Source organism: Oxalobacter aliiformigenes (genome assembly GCF_027116575.1).
GTDB classification, from domain to species: domain Bacteria; phylum Pseudomonadota; class Gammaproteobacteria; order Burkholderiales; family Burkholderiaceae_D; genus Oxalobacter; species Oxalobacter aliiformigenes.
The window spans coordinates 872,648-889,536 of record NZ_CP098252.1 but is presented as its reverse complement, the minus strand read 5'-3'; the positions used below and the strand labels follow the sequence as shown (position 1 = coordinate 889,536).

Genomic DNA, 16,889 nt, shown 5'->3' with positions numbered 1-16,889 from the left:
GGATGAGTAGCATTGAATCCCGGTTTGCAGCCAATACAGAATCAATCCCGACTTATGATCGACTATACCACCTGGCGTGTCATTGGACAGGGTACTGAGCGTACCTGTTACCAGAACCCGGAAAAACCGGCACGTTGTGTCAAGATCATCCGTAAATCCCGCTTCAAGCAGACACTTCGCGAAATCAGTTATTTCGGTTATCTGAAACGCAAGGGAGTTCCCTTTGACCACCTTCCCCGGTTTTACGGCAAGATCGAAGGAGAAGGCTTTATCGGCATCGAACAGGAACTGATCCGGGATACCGTTCCATCCGGTAAATCAGCGGATATGTTTACCCCCCCCCGGCACGATTTGCAAGCCGTATCCAGCCCGACCATCGACCAGTATCTCTCGAAACCCCGTTCCTCCCAGGAAATACGGGAATTCATGGAAGCGCTCGACGAACTGAAATCCTACCTGCTCCGGTACAACATACTGGCGCTGGGTATCGACCACAACAATATCGTGGTACAGAATACGGGAGCCGGAATCAAAATGGTTCTGATCGACGGCGTTTACGACACGGAATGGATTCCTGTTTCCAAATATTTCCGGTTTTTCGGCAACCGGAAAATCATGCGCCGCTGGAACCGCTTCATGAATCAGTTACACGAAAGATATCCGCAACTCGGCAACAGCCGACCATGAAACCGGCATGTCCGGTTTCCTGTACGTTCAACGGCGCATCCCGTGAAGAAACAGACGGTAAAAAGGTTTTCCATCTCCACGACCTCTGCGGCCCTGCCCGGTCACCGGAAGCAACCGCTCCGGACACATCCGTTTTTCTTCCCTGAAAACCGGCATTTTACGAATCGGCCTTCAGACATTAGAATAAGAAACCTGCCGGTTCACTGCCTTTTCTCGGAAAAGGGATATCCACTTTCCTGATTCCGGGAAACAGGCAAAAAATTCATCAATACTGATTCATCCACAATATGACAGACTATACCGCATGGCCTGTAATCGGAAGAGGTGCCGAAAGAACCTGTTACCTGAATCCTGTCGACAAGACACGCCTGGTCAAAATCAGCCCGAGAAAAAATGCCAAGCAAACTCTTCGTGAAATAAAATATTTCCGTTTTCTGATCCGGCGCGGTATCCCGTTCGATCACATTCCCAAATTCTACGGCGAAATAAGCGGTGACGATTTCATCGGTTTCGAACAGGAGTTCATCTCCGGTGACGATCCCCGGCATGATTCGATTCCCGAAACACTTGAACAGTACCTGCGCCATCTCTCATCACAGGAAGATATACAGAAACTTCGAAACGCGCTTGAAAAGCTGAAAACCTACCTGTTACGTTACAACATCATCCCCTGCGACCTTCTTCCGGACAACATCGTCGTCAAACACGGTACGACAGGCCCGAAACTGATCCTTATCGATGGGCTGGGCGGTACCGAACTGATTCCCGCCTCCAATTACTTCAAGCTGCTTGGCAACCGGAAAATCCTGCGAAAATGGGAAAAATTCTCCAAAAAACTGTCCGCAAAATTCCAGCAACTCGACCTCTGATATCCTATCAGGAACCGTCCGGCAGACCGGTCCTTCCGGACAAGACGCTTTACCGGCTCTTTCCCGTTCATGACGATTCCCCCATCCGGTACCTGACAGGCTCCCGTCTGCCTGTTTTCCGGCAAATTCATCAAAAATCAATCCAACTTCCTTTAAATTCGTAAAAAATGTTACAAAACCACCTGTTTCCCGGCTTATGTGATAGATTTCAGGAAACAGAACGGTCACCCCGGTAAAAAACCGGGAAAATCCTCCTTTCCCGACCTGACAACTGGAGTCTGCAGCAATGAAAAACTTTCCGTTTTGTCATTCGGTACCTTCCTGTCATCCTTTCCGGAAATGGATGGCGCTCGGTCTGTTCGCCTTTATCGCCGGACTGGCCGGCACGCACCCCCATGCCGCGACCTCCCGGTCAGACAAAGACAGCATTGCGGCGGCGACTCCCCAAAAAAGGCATATCAGAAAAAAAAGACCGGCCGGAACAACACGGGCTGCCGCCGTAAAAAACAGCTTCCGGAACAATACGGCAACTCCCGACTGGCAAAAGCAGAAACCTTTTTCCCGCACCGACATATCCTGGTCCGAAAACATCGCTCACGGGAAACCGGCATCCCCGCACAAAACTTTTGCCGACCCGTGGCGCCTTACGGTCACGAAACCGGCCACCGACGGAATCGGAACCGGTATTTATACCGGCCATTCTGCCGGGCACCCTTCAGAAGTATTCACGGGAAAAAACCGCAAGGCGATCGTTGAACCGGCAAAAACGGCTTTCATCGACAGCGACAACGCCGATGCCCGGGCCGTGACAACGGAACCGGCTAACGATGGCGTGAAAAACACGGGATACGCGATCGGTCCCGCCCGGTTTACGGTCAATTACGAAAAAGCGAACGACAGAAACCATGAAAAAATGACCCGACTGCTGACCGGCAACGCCACTTACGACATAACCGGCAATGATATGGTCGAATCCCATACGGACCGGGACAACATCCATCTGGGCATGGAATATGCCACCGGCAACGGGAGAGTCAATGCCGCCGTCAATGTCGTCCGCATGAAAGACCTGAAAAAAGGTGCCGAATCCGACAATCCCGATTCGGCGGATCTGAAAACCTTTTCTATCGGCTATACCTATGACGTTTCAGACAGCACGTCACTTTATGGAATGGTCGCCAGAACCGAATATGAAAAGGATGCCATGGCAGCTTATACCCGTGGCAACGGAAGCGACGAGGACAGCGTCACCGGATTCAGGTTCGGCATGACACACAAGTTCTGAAAACCGGAAGCGGGGGAACGCTCTTTGCCCCTGCACATGGTTGCCGGAAGCTGGCCGTTCTCACGAAACGGGTGTGTAACGGTTTTCTGTACGCCTGATTTTCATTCCTCCCCGAATGCATACGATTCCCTTTTCACGCGAAACCGAAAACGCTATCGCAACACCGGTCAGGCCAGTGCATCCTCCGTCACGTTTCCCCGGATTTTCATGTTTTCGCACGATGGCGGAACGAAGATGTATAAAAAAAGAAACGGTAATACTTTCGCAGCCCATCTCAAGGCCACTTGCGGATAGCCGGAGACATTCCGTGAGAGTAACATAAGGAAAATGTCCGGGGCCTGTCCAACAGGCAAAACGAAGACATTCCGGCAACCACCTGAAAAAACGGAAAACATCATACCAGCTCGGGGAAAACCAACATGGAAATCATCATCCGGTTCTTGCAGGAAAATCCTGTCCAGTTTCTGGCAACCATCGGAATGGATGGCAAGCCCAAGGTACGCCCTTTCAAATTCCGTCTCGAAGAAGACAACCGGCTCTGGTTCTGTACCAGCAACCGCAAGGATGTCTATAACGAGCTGAAAAACCACCCTCATGTCGAGCTGTCTGTGGCCTCCCCCCAGGAAACATGGATACGGCTTGCCGGCATCGCGGTCTTTGAGAACAATCTGGCGGTCAAACAGAAAATGATCGATTCCGACGAAAGCCTGCGTGCCCAGTACCGGACCGCCGACAATCCGGTTTTCGAAGTGTTCTATATCGACCGGGCCGTCGCCACCATTGCGGCTTTCACCGGCTTGCCTCCCAAAAAATTCTTTCTCTGATTTTTTGCACTCACCGGTATCCATCCCTGTGCCCGACGATCCCCATTCAAGCACATTTTCCGGCGGAAAACAGCCGCCGCCGGATACCCCGTCCGGCATCCTTCTTGCCCGACACACTTACAACCCATTGATATAAAAGGGTTTTCATAAAACCGGCAAACTGGCATGACTTGTGCATTTACCGACTCATGCAGAACTTCTGACGGATTGCCGAAGTTTTTTCCTGAAAACGCGAATGCAGTCCCGAAGCAGATTCTCTTCTGAAAAACCGTTCATTTATTCGGGAGCAATCGATGAAAAAACAACTTCTGGCGCTCGCTGCGTTCACTGCCGTTTCCGGAATGGCATCCGCCCAGTCCAGTGTAACCATATATGGCCTAATGGATACCGGCCTGGTCAAGGAAACCGGTTCCGACCTCAAAATGGCGCAATTTCATGCCAGCCGTATCGGATTCAAAGGATCGGAAAATCTTGGCAGTGGCTACAAGGCTATTTTCCAGCTGGAAAAACGTTTCACTGTCAATAACGGCGAAATGTCCGGTGTTGACTGGGAAGGCGCATCGAATGTCGGTCTGGCCGGTCCGTTCGGTACCGTCCGCCTGGGACGTGTCAATGAAATCGAAACGGAAAGTTTCAGCCGTCTGGATCCATTTGGCGAAGATGGTATCGCAAGTATTCTGTTAAGCACCCAGCACTTCTGGCGTATCAGCAATACCATCCGTTACGACTCACCTGTCTTCAATGGCTTTTATCTCAATGCAACTTATACACTCGGCACCAACACGGACAAGGAATCCCGAAATACGTACGGCGATACCCTGAAACAGTACGGTGCCGATAATGACGGCTATGCATTGAGCCTGAATTATGATAACGGCCCGCTGCTTCTGCTGGCCAACTTCAGCCGTCCGTCCGATTCCAACAACTCCACCATCTGGAGTGTCGGCGGTGCCTACAAATTCGGAGGACTGCGTGTTGCCTTTGGATACGAGAAAACCGATGACAGAGGCTGGAAACCCCATGCAACGGGTTCTGCCTTCAGCAACAAACTGGAAGGTGTCCGTTCGAAACAGGACAGCTATGTCCTTTCCGCCGACTATACAACCGGCCCGCACAAGGTAGCAGCCGCTTTCAATTACATGAAAGTCAAAGATATCAAGGCAGGAGAAGGCAGCGGAAACAACAGCGATTTCCTGAACGGCTACGACTCGGGAGATGCAAAAAAATACAGCATCGGCTATTTTTACAACCTGTCCAAACGGACAATGCTCTATGGGCAACTGGCCTACACCGACTTCGAAGACAAAACCCTTGCCCGCTTCTTCAGAGGATCGCAGTTTAACGGCGATTCCGTAACCGGCGTTTCCATCGGTATCGATCACAAATTCTGACGGCGACATATCGCGGAAAATTTTTCCGCCCGATTCCCTGTCATGTCTTTTCTTTTTCAGGCACGCCCTATGGCGTGCCCTTTTTCATAGTCCGTCTCCCACACCGCCGATACAGCAAAACCGGTTCCAGCCTGTCCCGTTTCCTCTCCCGGTTTGCCGGAAAAACACCCGTTTCACGAAAATAGGCTTTCTTCCGCAGACAGGAGCATTTTTCCGGAATGATGCAGGCAAACAACACTTCCCCGCTTCTGGACGGGGATAAAAAACGGCTTTCCGGCCAGAGATTTCATTGTCACGAAACCGTCACAGAAAACCTTTTAGATGACCATGAGCGATAAAGAAAACGAACTCTTTAAAGCAGAAACGATCATCTTTAATCTGAGGACCTAAATGAAAAAGCAATTACTCACTGTATCCCTGCTGGCCGCTTTTGCCGGTATGGCACAGGCACAAACCAATGTCACTATTTACGGTATTGTCGATACCGGCTATATCAAGGAAACCGGCTCCGACCTGAAAATGGGCGAATGGAACGACAGCCGTATCGGATTCAAGGGAACCGAAGATCTGGGCGGCGGATACAAGGCGACCTTCCAGCTGGAACAGCGTCTCGACCTGTGGGACGGCAAAGGTGGCGATCCTGAATGGGACGGCGCCTCCAATGTCGGTCTGGCCGGTCCTTTCGGCGCTCTCCGTCTCGGCCGTATGAACGAAATCGAAACCGAAAGTTTCCGCCGTCTGGATCCGTTCAACCAGGAAGGTGTCGGCAGCATGATGAAAGGCACGCAACGCACCAGCCGTATCAGCAACGTCGCCCGCTACGACTCTCCCAGCTTCTCCGGCTTCAAGGCCTCTCTCGGTTATTACCTGGGCCAAAATACCCAGAACATCGACAAGAACGCCAGTGGAAACGAATGGGCGAAAAACAACGCCGACAATGACGGTTTCGCCATCGGCCTGAATTACGACAACGGCCCTCTCCTTTTGCTGGCGAACTACAGCCGCCTGTCCGATTCCAACAAGTCCAACGTATGGAGTGTCGGCGGCGCCTACAAGATCGGCGGATTCAAGGTCGGCCTCGGATATGAACGGACCGACGACAAAGGCTGGAAATTCGGCAGCACCAGCAGTGCCGGAAAATCCAAACAGAACAACTGGATCCTCTCCGGTGAATACAAGACCGGTCCGCACAGAATCGCCGGTGCCTTCAGCTGGATCGATTTCACAGACAGCGAAAAATTCAGCGACAACGATTCACGCGACGCCAAAAAATACAGCGTCGGTTATTTTTACAGCCTGTCCAAACGGACAACCCTCTATGGACAGCTCGCCTATACCGACTTCGAAGACAAGGAAATCGCCAAAATCTACAAATACTATGATGACGGCGTAACCGGTGTCCAGATCGGTATCAACCACAAGTTCTGAACGATGAAAAAACCGGGCGGCATTTCCCTTCCGTCCGGTCCGCCACGACAGGATTTTTTCTTGCGGGGCATACCGAACGGTATGCCCTTTTTCCATGACGTCGCCATCACATCATGGAAAAAAACATCACCGCCACGGCAACTGTACCGGGCCAGTCCGCCCTGTTTTCGCCGATATCCCGGACAGCATGAAAATCCGCAGGTTCCGTGCACGTCAGGCACCGGAATGCATCCCCTTCTCCCTGCGTGACTGACGCCTGAAAACAACACTTCGCCTCACAACCTTCCCATCCTTGGTTTTTTATCAAATCACGGCATTTCCCGTTCGAAGATCATCTCTTCCAGAGAGGCGGTACACGGCGGCGCAATTCCCGAAACATCCATTGACTGCCGGCCGTAAAACGGAAATCAACACGGAGAACCCATGAAAAAGACCCTATTCGCTCTTGCACTCGCCGGTGTTTTCGCCGGTGCTGCACAGGCACAGTCGCACGTCACCGTATACGGAATCGTCGATACCGGTATCGCCAAGCAGACCGGCAAAGATACCTATATGACGCACAACTATGAAAGCAGTCTGGGCTTTCGGGGAACGGAAGATCTCGGCAACGGCTACAAGGCGATGTTCCAGCTGGAACATCGCCTGAACCTGAACGACGGAACGGTTTACGGCGGCAATCCCGACATCGACTGGTACGGGGGAGCCAATGTAGGAATCGGCACCCCGTTCGGAACATTCCGTTTGGGCCGGGTGGATGAATTACCCACCGAAACGCTGCGGACACTCGATCCGTTCAATCAGGACAGTATCGCCAGCATGACCCTGTCTACCCAGCGTTCCACCCATATCGACAACACCATCCGTTACGACAGCCCCAATCTGTCCGGCCTCCAGATCGGCGCCACCTATAGTCTCGGCAAGAACACCAAGGGAAGCGACCGTGACAATGCTTTTGCCCGTGCCGGTGCGGACAATGACGGTTATGCCGGATCCGTTCTGTACGACAACGGTACCGTCACCCTGCTGGGCAACTGGAGTCGGCTGGCCGATTCCAACAAATCCTACATCTGGAATCTCGGCGGCGCCTATGCATGGGGCCCCCTCAGACTGTCACTGGCCTATGAAAAAACACACGACAAGGGCTGGTACAACGCCGAACGATCGCTGTCGGAAAACAGCGGCGTCGCCGATTCTTCCCTGATCAACGGAGTCGCCTCGAAAATGGACAACTGGATTCTCGGTCTGAATTACCGGATCGGTCAGGGAACCTTCAAGGCTGCTTTCAACTATGTCAAGGTAAAAGACGTCAATGGCATGAGTCTGGCCGACGGCGGCAATTACTGGAACGGACACAGTTCCGCCGACCTGAAAAAATACGCCATCGGTTACACCTACGACTTGTCCAAGCGAACTTCACTCTACGGCATGGTAGCTTACACCGATTATGAAAACGAGGCCATTTCCAACTTCTTCAACGGCAGTGGCTATAACGAAGACAGTGTCACAGGCGTTCAGATCGGCATAACGCACAAGTTCTGACCGCCGGCAGGTTCCAGTGGCTTACGCCACGGAAAAGGGGGCGCCCGTCCGGTTTTCCGGTATCGTGACTCCCCAAGGGGCGCAGTTCATCTGCGCCCCTGTCCTCATCCACTACACGGAAAACAAAAAACGTGCCCTTTGACACGAAATCATCCGCTGCGTACTGTACAAACTTTTTTCCGGCGAAAACAAACTGTTTCACGGACGAAAGGTACAGCGAATTTGATTTCGGCCCGATTCCGCAACAATATATTCAGGCAAAATTCCGACTGATCAACTCCCCGAATTTCTTCTGCTTGGCACACCACCTGCGCTACAAGAAACCTCTATACGCTGCCTATCGAGCCCCCTTAAAAGTTTTGCGCATTTCAGAGATATCGCCGAACAAAACAATCATCCGGCCATGAACGCTTCCGGCCGGCGAACTGCCCGTCATATCGCTTGAGTCTGAATCCGACACCAAGCCTCCGTACCCGGTGGAGGATCACAGCAAAACAGTATACCCGGACGATCATGGCATTTGATGCATCTCTCCCTGCATCACTGCCCGATCGTCGCTCTGGCCAGTCCGGCATGCACTTGTGGCAAATCCTCTTCCAGCCATAGCATGTTCATGCTGCCATCCCATCGTCCGTGCATGCATTTTGCACACCGGAATATGTACCTGCCGGAAAGATTTCATCCGGCACTTTTTCCCGAATCATCCTCTCCGTTTTCCCCGGTATTTCCATCGGCAGTCTGAAAACTCGGCTACTTGTCACGAAGCTGTTGTTTTACGGATCCATAATGCGGCGAGATCTCTAATAAAAAACGCAAAAAAATCCAGATAACGTATAATGCGGGTCAAATTTCCGGCATGAGAAAATCCTCAAAAAAGCGTGGCAGAACAAAGGGATGCATTCTGCCGTTTCCCACCGTACACACTTGGAGACTGCGATGAAATTTCGCTTTCCTATCGTCATCATCGACGAAGACTATCGTTCCGAAAACTCTTCCGGGCTGGGTATCCGTGCGCTGGCAAAAGCGATGGAAGATGAAGGAATGGAAGTACTGGGCGTCACCAGCTATGGTGACCTTTCGCAGTTTGCGCAGCAGCAATCCCGCGCATCCGCTTTTGTCCTGTCCATCGACGACGAGGAATTCGGCGAAGGGACGGAAGAGGAAATCAACGAAGCCCTGAAACCCCTGCGCGCCTTCGTGACGGAAATCCGGAGCAAGAACGCCGACATTCCGATCTACCTTTATGGTGAAACGCGTACATCCCGTCACATTCCGAACGATCTGCTGCGTGAGCTGCACGGTTTCATCCACATGTTCGAGGACACACCGGAATTCGTGGCGCGGCACATCATCCGTGAGGCGAAAACCTATCTCGACGGACTGGCTCCGCCGTTTTTCCGCGCCCTGATGCACTATGCCCAGGACGGATCGTATTCCTGGCACTGCCCGGGCCATTCCGGCGGCGTCGCCTTCCTGAAATCGCCCATCGGCCAGATGTTCCATCAGTTCTTCGGGGAAAACATGCTGCGCGCCGATGTCTGCAATGCGGTCGAGGAACTCGGCCAGCTGTTAGACCACACCGGACCGGTCGCCCAGAGCGAACGCAATGCCGCACGCATTTTCAACGCCGACCACTGCTATTTCGTCACCAACGGCACCTCAACATCCAACAAGATCGTCTGGCATTCCACTATCGCCAGCGGGGATATCGTCGTAGTCGACCGCAACTGCCACAAGTCGATTCTGCACGCCATCATCATGACCGGCGCCATCCCGGTATTTCTGATGCCGACACGCAATCACTACGGCATCATCGGCCCGATCCCGAAAGAAGAATTCGAACCGGAAAACATCCGGAAAAAAATCGAGGCCAATCCGTTCGCACGGGATGCCGTAAACAAAAAACCGCGCATTCTGACCATCACGCAATCGACCTACGACGGCATCGTCTACAACGTCGAAACGATCAAGACCATGCTGGACGGCGAAATCGACACCCTGCATTTCGACGAAGCCTGGCTGCCGCATGCCGCTTTCCACGATTTCTACAAGGATATGCACGCCATCGGCCGTTACAGCCCGCCGGCAAAAAAGTCGATGATTTTCTCAACCCAGTCCACCCACAAGCTTCTGGCCGGCCTGTCGCAGGCATCGCAGATCCTCGTCAAGGAATCGGAAGAAGTCAAACTCGACCAGAACATTTTCAATGAATCGTTTCTGATGCATACCTCCACCTCGCCGCAATACGCCATCATCGCGTCCTGCGACGTAGCGGCCGCCATGATGGAACCGCCGGGCGGCACGGCACTGGTCGAGGAATCCATTCTCGAAGCGCTGGATTTCAGACGCGCCATGAAGAAAATCGAAAAGGAATGGGGAAAAGACTGGTGGTTCGAAGTCTGGGGCCCGGACAATTTCGCGGAAAACGGCATCGGCCGGCGCGAAGACTGGATCCTGAAAGCGGAAGACACCTGGCATGGTTTCGGTGACATCGCCCCGGGCTTCAACATGCTCGATCCGATCAAGGCGACCGTCATCACGCCGGGCCTGTCGCTGGCAGGCGAATTCGAGGAAACGGGTATCCCCGCTTCCATCGTCAAGATGTATCTGGCAGAAAACGGCATCATCGTCGAAAAATGCGGCCTGTACAGCTTTTTCATCATGTTCACCATCGGCATCACCAAGGGCCGCTGGAACACGCTGGTGACCGCGCTCCAGCAGTTCAAGGACGACTACGACAAGAACCAGCCCATCTGGCGTATCCTGCCCGAGTTCGCCGCAGCCCATCCGCGCTACGAAAGGCTCGGCCTGCGTGATCTGTGCCAGAAAATCCACGACTTCTATCATGAAAACGACGTGGCCCGCCTGACCACGGAAATGTATCTTTCAGACATGAGTCCGGCCATGAAACCGTCGGATGCCTACGCAAAAATGGCTCACCGCGAAATCGAACGGGTACCGATCGACGAACTGGAAGGGCGTGTCACCTCCATTCTGCTGACCCCCTACCCGCCGGGTATCCCGCTTCTGATTCCCGGAGAGCGGTTCAACAAGACCATCGTCGATTATCTGAAATTCGCACGCGATTTCAATGACCGGTTCCCCGGTTTCGAAACCGATGTCCACGGTTTGATCCGTCAGGAGAATGGCGGAAAATGGGAATATTTCGTCGATTGCGTCAAAAAGGAATGTATCTGATTCCGGACCGTGTCATGTAAGGGAAAGACGGAAAAATCCGTCTTTCCCGTGTTCCCCCAGGCAAAACGGCCCGATACCATATTCCGCCGGAAAACGCGTTTTTCCACACTTTTCTGAAAACCCCGGATACGATGCACATCGAACAAGTCAAAACCGGCAAACACCGGTTTACCGATCTCCTTCTCATCGCGGATCCCGACCGGCATATGATCGACCGTTATCTCGACAGGGGCGAACTTTTCGCCCTCTATGACGGTGAAGAACTCAAAAGCGTCTGCGTCGTCACTGCCGAAAGCGAAATGCTTTGCGAACTGAAAAATCTGGCAACAGTGGAAACAGCGAAAAACCGGGGCTATGCCAGTGCACTGATCCGGCACATTCTGGACATTTGCCGAAACAGGTTTTCCGTCATACAGGCAGGCACGGGCGATTTCCCGAAAACCATCCGGTTCTATGAAAAATGCGGTTTCACGGTTTCACACCACACTCCGGATTTTTTCACCGATCATTGTCCGGAACCGATTTACGAGGAAGGCATATTGTTGACCGATATGATTTACCTGAAGCAGGAACTGCTTCAGGTAAAAAACCGGCCTGCAAAAACATCGTGCTGACCGCACAACATGAATGCACAAGAAACCGTCATGCAGTCGGCCATCACCATGTCTGTTGCGACATATTTTCCATCCGGTCCTGTTTTTCGGAAAACGCTTTCCCCTCATTCGAAGGGATAAACTGTCAAACTTCAAAACCGCCGTCTTTCAGCCAGGTCTGCCCGGCCCCCGGTTCCGGATATAAAAATACCTGTCTTTTTCGGGAAAGCCATGACCGCTCCGATATCGCTCTGTCTTCCGGCAATACCTTCCTGCTTACCGACCTGAATGGCGCCGTGTACAACCAGAGCCCCGGCATTTCTGCCGGCCGGATCCGCCATACCAGAATGGCAGACGGACACGGATAAGCTGGCATGACCGCTTCCGCCACAATCCGGTCACCGGACAAACTGCCGAAATCCGACATCCTGAATCAGGAAACCGGAGTGAAACTCCGGCCGGACAATAATCTGTACACAGGCTATCTTTTCACCGGCTGCAACGGCCATCATGACAGAGCCGGACTGCCCGGATCACAAGCAGACATAACCGGCAAGGCAAAAGTTCCGGTGAAAACACAACAAAGCGAAAACCCCGCCTTGTCAGAAACCTTTGGATTGAATGAATGAAAACCCCGCGTCCGTTTTGCCGACATGACAAAAAGAAGACAGATGCCTCTCTACTGTCCGCACGGAAAACGTCATGTTACCGGACAACCGTCTTCCTGATACGGCGGCCGACATAACGGCTTCCTCTCTCGGCGACCGGCAACGGCATACTGATCGTACGGCTCCGGTTGATGAAACGGTTGGCACCTCCGGGCATATCGTGCATGGGCTGATCGCTGGAAGGATCCCTGAAAATGATCATCGCGACCATACAGGCCGGCAGGCTGCCGAAAAGCATGGCCTGATGGATTTTGTGCGTGATGGCATTCATGATCGAATCCTCTCGTAAAACATTGATCACAATCCCTGCTGGCAACTGTCTTGTGAACAGTGTCCAGCCGACGGGACAGATATTATACGCCGGTTATGAAAAGGATATGACCGCTTGCCTGACACTGGCGAATATCACCGGAAAAGATTTGGACGGCACTCTGGCCGGAAAGTTCCGCCAGGGTTCACCCGAACGGAAACCACAACACCAGTTCATCATACCTGCCGGTCGAGGCAACATTCCAGGACACCCTGATAAAAGGCGTATCACCGTCAGGCGCCATCCCCGCCACGGCCTGGACATTCGAAACGCGTTTTTCGTTACATTGAATGGCCCGGACGATTTCCTCGCACACCAGTTCCCTGTCGCTCCTGTCAGGCCCGTCAACCCGGTAACCGGTCAGGCAGGTTTCCAGCGCCGTTTGCCACGGCTGCCGGTTTATCCGGGAATTGAGGATGAATTCGACAGATTCATGGATGGCACACATTGCCGTGCCGTTTTCCGGTTTCTTTTCCTTATTGAAAAAAGCGACGGATCCGCCTTCCGCTTCCCTGTTCATCTGCATACTTTCTCCCGTCGATATGACGGATCGCACAACGACCATATTCCAGAATAGCACGCAAAAAAGACATTCGCCACACCCTGCATCACGTTCCGGCGAAAATCCCCGGCAGGATCATGAAACCGGAAGAACCGGACATCATCCGGGTATCCGGTCAATGTCATTGCTTCTCCAAAAGCCTGTCGGAGGACAACCCCTCTCCATCCATTTTTCAGTCTGTCTGAGGGTACATTTCCGCCGAAAAAAAACCGGAAACCCAGGTTTCCGGCAAAATGAAAAACACTTAAGAAAGGAAAGGCAAAACAAAAACTATTTAACTTCGGCAACAGGACGTTTTGAAGCGGAACGCCTGAACATCCGGTCCGTCCCGGCAGCCGAAAGTCTGTCGATCCGTCCGGAAATCTGTTCCGTCTCCGTTGACATGACCGCAGAAACGAACTCGCGTATCGGTGCCCGGTAAAGCAGCACGGCCGCCATACAGGCCGGAACACTCGCCAACAGGACGGCCCGTCGTAAAATCCGGTTTCTTGCAGTGTCATTCATCATCGGAACTTTCCGTAAAACAGTAGCGTACAGACAGATTCGGACTGCCACTTCATGGCAACTATTCTGATTGTGAGCTGTAACGGGGACATGACAACCGGGAAAAATCAAAGAAAAGAACTCCCGTTTTTATCATCGGTCAAAAAACAGCCATATGACCCGTTTTCCAAACGGCCGTGACGAGACAACCGGTATCCTCCATCGCGGATATCCCACCGAAAAAACCGGAGAAACCGTTACCGTCCCGATCGGAAACACTGTGATGGAAAAAGGCTCTTACCGTCACAAGACATTTCCGGCCACGGTTTTGGATGGAAAAACAAAACCGCCGGTTACCGGTTGCCGACCGGTTGCCATGCGTGCGGCGAAACGGCTTCTGATTTCCTGTTTCAGTGTCCGGTTGCCACCAGCCACGATCTGTCTGACCGTATCGCGTACCTTGCGCTTGTTGATTACGACGTCCATGATCCTTTTCCTTTCCATAAAACGGTTGATCAACCGAAGAGAAACTGCCTTGCGGGATTATTCCCCGATGTGTCCAACATAAACAAAACGTATGACCAGACCGTGACAAAAATATGGCAGACGAGGATTGAAAAAAGGATTGTCTGACGAATCACAAAAAAGATCCGCAATTCAATGGCTGCCGGGAAAAAAGGATTGCCGGCCGACATGATGGCAGCGAACGCGGCGCTCCGTTCCCGGCATTGTCACCGGACCGTGAAACGGGAAGACATCGATCACGCATTCGCGGAATGAAACGGGCGGCCGCTGACATGCATCAAAACAGGGAATCTGCACCGTTTTCGGGAGAAATTCACCAATCTGGCACAAAATATGCATACGTTTTTTCCGGAATGAACCGGCTCAGGCCGGATCAACAGGAAACCGAAAATGATTCGGATTTGGTACATTAACCTTTTTACGGCAATCTCCGGAAAAACCGACTTATGAATCCGTTACTCGACCGACTGCAATCATACCCTTTCGAAAAACTGCGCAAACTGTTTTCCGGAATCCATCCGGATCCGGAAAGCGGACATATCAACCTCGGTATCGGAGAACCGAGACATCCGGCACCTAATTTCATCCGGGAAGCGCTGACAGACCATCTGGACGGCTTGTCCCGGTATCCACAGACACTGGGAAGTGCCGCCCTGCGCGAAACCATCGCCAGCTGGCTGGCCAGACGCTACGCCATTCCCGCTCCGGATCCCGCCACCCAGATTCTGCCGACACTCGGCTCGCGCGAAGCCCTGTTCGCTCTGGCCCAGACGGTTCTCGACCCGGCCGGACACGGCATCGTGGTCTGCCCGAATCCGTTCTACCAGATCTATGAAGGAGCCGCCCTTCTGGGCGGAGCCGAACCGTATTTCGTCAATGCCGACCCGGCCCTGAATTTCGCCTGCGATTACGACCGCGTTCCCGAAACCGTCTGGGCGAAAACGAAACTGCTCTATACCTGTTCGCCGGCCAATCCGACCGGTGCCGTCATGACACTGCAACAGTGGAAAAAACTGTTCGAGCTGTCCGACCGCTACGGATTCGTCATCGCTTCCGACGAATGCTATTCTGAAATCTACTTCGACGAACCGCCGCTGGGCGGACTGGAAGCGGCCCGCAAACTGGGACGGGACGGTTATCCGCGTCTCATCATGTTTTCGTCCCTGTCCAAACGTTCCAATGTACCTGGCCTGCGTTCCGGATTCGTTGCCGGAGACGCCGGCATTATCCGGAAATTCCTGCTGTACCGGACCTATCACGGCACCGCCATGAGCGAAACGGTTCAGGCGGCATCGGTTGCCGCATGGAACGACGAAGAACATGTCCGGGAAAACCGTGCGAAATACGCCGCCAAATTCCGGGAAGCATTGCCAATCCTGCAACAGGCCGTCAACGTCACCATGCCGGACGCCAGTTTCTATCTCTGGGCCGAAGTCCACGAAAAAACCGGCCTTTCCGATACGGAATTCGCCCGCCTTCTGTATGAACGGGAAAACGTGACCGTTTTGCCGGGCAGCTATCTGGCCCGCGAGGCACACGGCGAAAATCCCGGCAGAAACCGGATCCGCATCGCACTGGTCGCCGAACCGGCGGAATGTCTGGAGGGGATTTTGCGTATCGCCGGATTCGTCAGACAGACCCGACACCCCTGAAATAACGAAACAACACAAGAGGAATACCATGACACAGGAAGAACAGCTCAAACAGATCGTCGAAGACGCCTGGGAAAACCGCGACCGTTTCACGGCAGGTGATGCTTCCCCCATCCTCCGCGCCGCCATTGCCGAAGTCATCCGGCAGCTCGACTGCGGCCAGCTGAGAGTGGCGGAAAAGAAAAACGGGGAATGGATCGTCAACCAGTGGACCAAGAAAGCCGTTCTGCTCTCTTTCCGCTTGCAGGAAAATTTCGCGATGCCCGTCGGCTCCGACGGATCGCCTGCCATGCATTTTTACGACAAGGTCAGCAGCAAATTCGCCAACTACACCCAGGATGACTTCGCCAGAGGCGGTTTCCGCGTCGTTCCGCCTGCCGTCGCCCGTCTGGGCAGCTACATCGGGAAAAACGTCGTCATGATGCCGTCCTTCGTCAATATCGGGGCCTATGTCGATGAAGGCACCATGATCGACACCTGGGCCACTGTCGGTTCCTGCGCCCAGATCGGCAAACACGTCCACCTTTCCGGCGGCGTCGGCATCGGCGGTGTGCTCGAACCGATGCAGGCCAACCCGACCATCATCGAGGACAACTGTTTCATCGGAGCACGTTCCGAAATCGTCGAGGGTGTGATCGTGGAAGAAAACAGCGTCATCTCGATGGGTGTCTATATCGGGCAGTCCACCCGGATCTACGACCGCGAAAACGACCGCATTCTCTATGGCCGCGTCCCGTCCGGTTCCGTGGTCGTTCCGGGCAATCTGCCGGATTCCAGCGGAAAATACAGCATGTACTGCGCTGTCATCGTCAAACGCGTGGACGCACAGACCCGTGCCAAAACAGCCATCAACGACCTTTTACGCGACAACTGAA

General features: G+C 53.1%; 17 protein-coding genes. 12 read left to right on the top strand and 5 right to left on the bottom strand.

Annotated features, from left to right (window positions below; translation table 11 throughout):
• Positions 1-54: 54 nt before the first annotated feature.
• The 10 genes from NB647_RS04180 (at position 55) to NB647_RS04135 (ending at position 11,835) form a co-directional block, all read left to right on the top strand.
• A complete protein-coding gene (locus NB647_RS04180) occupies positions 55-687 on the top strand; it encodes a YrbL family protein (RefSeq protein ID WP_269265339.1) in 633 nt (210 codons plus the stop codon).
• A 287-nt stretch (positions 688-974) separates the two neighbouring features.
• Positions 975-1,556, top strand: coding sequence for a YrbL family protein (locus tag NB647_RS04175; protein WP_269284316.1), 582 nt, complete (start codon positions 975-977; stop codon positions 1,554-1,556).
• 343 nt (positions 1,557-1,899) lie between these two features.
• Positions 1,900-2,841, top strand: a complete 942-nt coding sequence (locus NB647_RS04170) for a porin (RefSeq protein WP_269284314.1) — start codon at positions 1,900-1,902, stop codon at positions 2,839-2,841.
• 419 nt (positions 2,842-3,260) lie between these two features.
• Positions 3,261-3,665 (top strand): pyridoxamine 5'-phosphate oxidase family protein, encoded by a 405-nt coding sequence (locus NB647_RS04165; protein WP_269265336.1) that lies wholly within the window; start codon positions 3,261-3,263, stop codon positions 3,663-3,665.
• 293 nt (positions 3,666-3,958) lie between these two features.
• Positions 3,959-5,056, top strand: a complete 1,098-nt coding sequence (locus tag NB647_RS04160) for a porin (RefSeq protein WP_269284312.1) — start codon at positions 3,959-3,961, stop codon at positions 5,054-5,056.
• A 390-nt stretch (positions 5,057-5,446) separates the two neighbouring features.
• Entirely contained in the window at positions 5,447-6,484 is a 1,038-nt protein-coding gene (locus tag NB647_RS04155) for a porin (RefSeq protein WP_269265333.1), read from the top strand.
• A 423-nt stretch (positions 6,485-6,907) separates the two neighbouring features.
• Positions 6,908-8,023 (top strand): porin, encoded by a 1,116-nt coding sequence (locus tag NB647_RS04150; RefSeq protein ID WP_269265332.1) that lies wholly within the window; start codon positions 6,908-6,910, stop codon positions 8,021-8,023.
• Between the two features lie 16 nt (positions 8,024-8,039).
• The gene (locus tag NB647_RS04145) at positions 8,040-8,165 is read left to right on the top strand and encodes a hypothetical protein (protein ID WP_269265331.1); all 126 of its coding nucleotides are present in this window, start codon (positions 8,040-8,042) and stop codon (positions 8,163-8,165) included.
• A 794-nt stretch (positions 8,166-8,959) separates the two neighbouring features.
• Positions 8,960-11,221, top strand: coding sequence for an arginine/lysine/ornithine decarboxylase (locus NB647_RS04140; RefSeq protein WP_269284310.1), 2,262 nt, complete (start codon positions 8,960-8,962; stop codon positions 11,219-11,221).
• Between the two features lie 131 nt (positions 11,222-11,352).
• Entirely contained in the window at positions 11,353-11,835 is a 483-nt protein-coding gene (locus NB647_RS04135) for a GNAT family N-acetyltransferase (RefSeq protein WP_269265329.1), read from the top strand.
• Positions 11,836-11,959: 124 nt separating this feature from the next.
• Here the strand turns inward: NB647_RS04135 and NB647_RS04130 are convergent, their stop codons facing one another.
• The 5 genes from NB647_RS04130 to NB647_RS04110 form a co-directional block, all read right to left on the bottom strand.
• A complete protein-coding gene (locus NB647_RS04130; RefSeq protein WP_269284308.1) occupies positions 11,960-12,190 on the bottom strand; it encodes a hypothetical protein in 231 nt (76 codons plus the stop codon).
• A 329-nt stretch (positions 12,191-12,519) separates the two neighbouring features.
• Positions 12,520-12,753: a hypothetical protein gene (locus NB647_RS04125; RefSeq protein WP_269284306.1), complete on the bottom strand. Its 234-nt coding sequence runs from the start codon at positions 12,751-12,753 to the stop codon at positions 12,520-12,522.
• A gap of 184 nt (positions 12,754-12,937) precedes the next feature.
• The gene (locus tag NB647_RS04120; RefSeq protein WP_269265327.1) at positions 12,938-13,348 is read right to left on the bottom strand and encodes a hypothetical protein; all 411 of its coding nucleotides are present in this window, start codon (positions 13,346-13,348) and stop codon (positions 12,938-12,940) included.
• Between the two features lie 276 nt (positions 13,349-13,624).
• The gene (locus tag NB647_RS04115) at positions 13,625-13,861 is read right to left on the bottom strand and encodes a hypothetical protein (protein WP_269284304.1); all 237 of its coding nucleotides are present in this window, start codon (positions 13,859-13,861) and stop codon (positions 13,625-13,627) included.
• 279 nt (positions 13,862-14,140) lie between these two features.
• The gene (locus NB647_RS04110) at positions 14,141-14,323 is read right to left on the bottom strand and encodes a hypothetical protein (protein WP_269284302.1); all 183 of its coding nucleotides are present in this window, start codon (positions 14,321-14,323) and stop codon (positions 14,141-14,143) included.
• A gap of 485 nt (positions 14,324-14,808) precedes the next feature.
• Between NB647_RS04110 and dapC the strand changes: the two genes are divergently transcribed.
• Positions 14,809-16,014, top strand: coding sequence for a succinyldiaminopimelate transaminase (dapC, locus tag NB647_RS04105; RefSeq protein ID WP_269284301.1), 1,206 nt, complete (start codon positions 14,809-14,811; stop codon positions 16,012-16,014).
• Between the two features lie 28 nt (positions 16,015-16,042).
• Positions 16,043-16,888: a 2,3,4,5-tetrahydropyridine-2,6-dicarboxylate N-succinyltransferase gene (gene dapD / locus NB647_RS04100; RefSeq protein WP_269265323.1), complete on the top strand. Its 846-nt coding sequence runs from the start codon at positions 16,043-16,045 to the stop codon at positions 16,886-16,888.
• The last annotated feature ends 1 nt before the right edge of the window (position 16,889 follow it).

Coding starts and splice junctions, on each gene's coding strand:
- NB647_RS04180 (WP_269265339.1), top strand. CDS start 55: ATGATCGACTATACCACCTGGCGTGTCATTGGACAGGGTACTGAGCGT.
- NB647_RS04175 (WP_269284316.1), top strand. CDS start 975: ATGACAGACTATACCGCATGGCCTGTAATCGGAAGAGGTGCCGAAAGA.
- NB647_RS04170 (WP_269284314.1), top strand. CDS start 1,900: ATGGCGCTCGGTCTGTTCGCCTTTATCGCCGGACTGGCCGGCACGCAC.
- NB647_RS04165 (WP_269265336.1), top strand. CDS start 3,261: ATGGAAATCATCATCCGGTTCTTGCAGGAAAATCCTGTCCAGTTTCTG.
- NB647_RS04160 (WP_269284312.1), top strand. CDS start 3,959: ATGAAAAAACAACTTCTGGCGCTCGCTGCGTTCACTGCCGTTTCCGGA.
- NB647_RS04155 (WP_269265333.1), top strand. CDS start 5,447: ATGAAAAAGCAATTACTCACTGTATCCCTGCTGGCCGCTTTTGCCGGT.
- NB647_RS04150 (WP_269265332.1), top strand. CDS start 6,908: ATGAAAAAGACCCTATTCGCTCTTGCACTCGCCGGTGTTTTCGCCGGT.
- NB647_RS04140 (WP_269284310.1), top strand. CDS start 8,960: ATGAAATTTCGCTTTCCTATCGTCATCATCGACGAAGACTATCGTTCC.
- NB647_RS04135 (WP_269265329.1), top strand. CDS start 11,353: ATGCACATCGAACAAGTCAAAACCGGCAAACACCGGTTTACCGATCTC.
- NB647_RS04130 (WP_269284308.1), bottom strand. CDS start 12,190: ATGCCAGCTTATCCGTGTCCGTCTGCCATTCTGGTATGGCGGATCCGG.
- NB647_RS04125 (WP_269284306.1), bottom strand. CDS start 12,753: ATGAATGCCATCACGCACAAAATCCATCAGGCCATGCTTTTCGGCAGC.
- NB647_RS04115 (WP_269284304.1), bottom strand. CDS start 13,861: ATGATGAATGACACTGCAAGAAACCGGATTTTACGACGGGCCGTCCTG.
- NB647_RS04110 (WP_269284302.1), bottom strand. CDS start 14,323: ATGGACGTCGTAATCAACAAGCGCAAGGTACGCGATACGGTCAGACAG.
- dapC (WP_269284301.1), top strand. CDS start 14,809: ATGAATCCGTTACTCGACCGACTGCAATCATACCCTTTCGAAAAACTG.
- dapD (WP_269265323.1), top strand. CDS start 16,043: ATGACACAGGAAGAACAGCTCAAACAGATCGTCGAAGACGCCTGGGAA.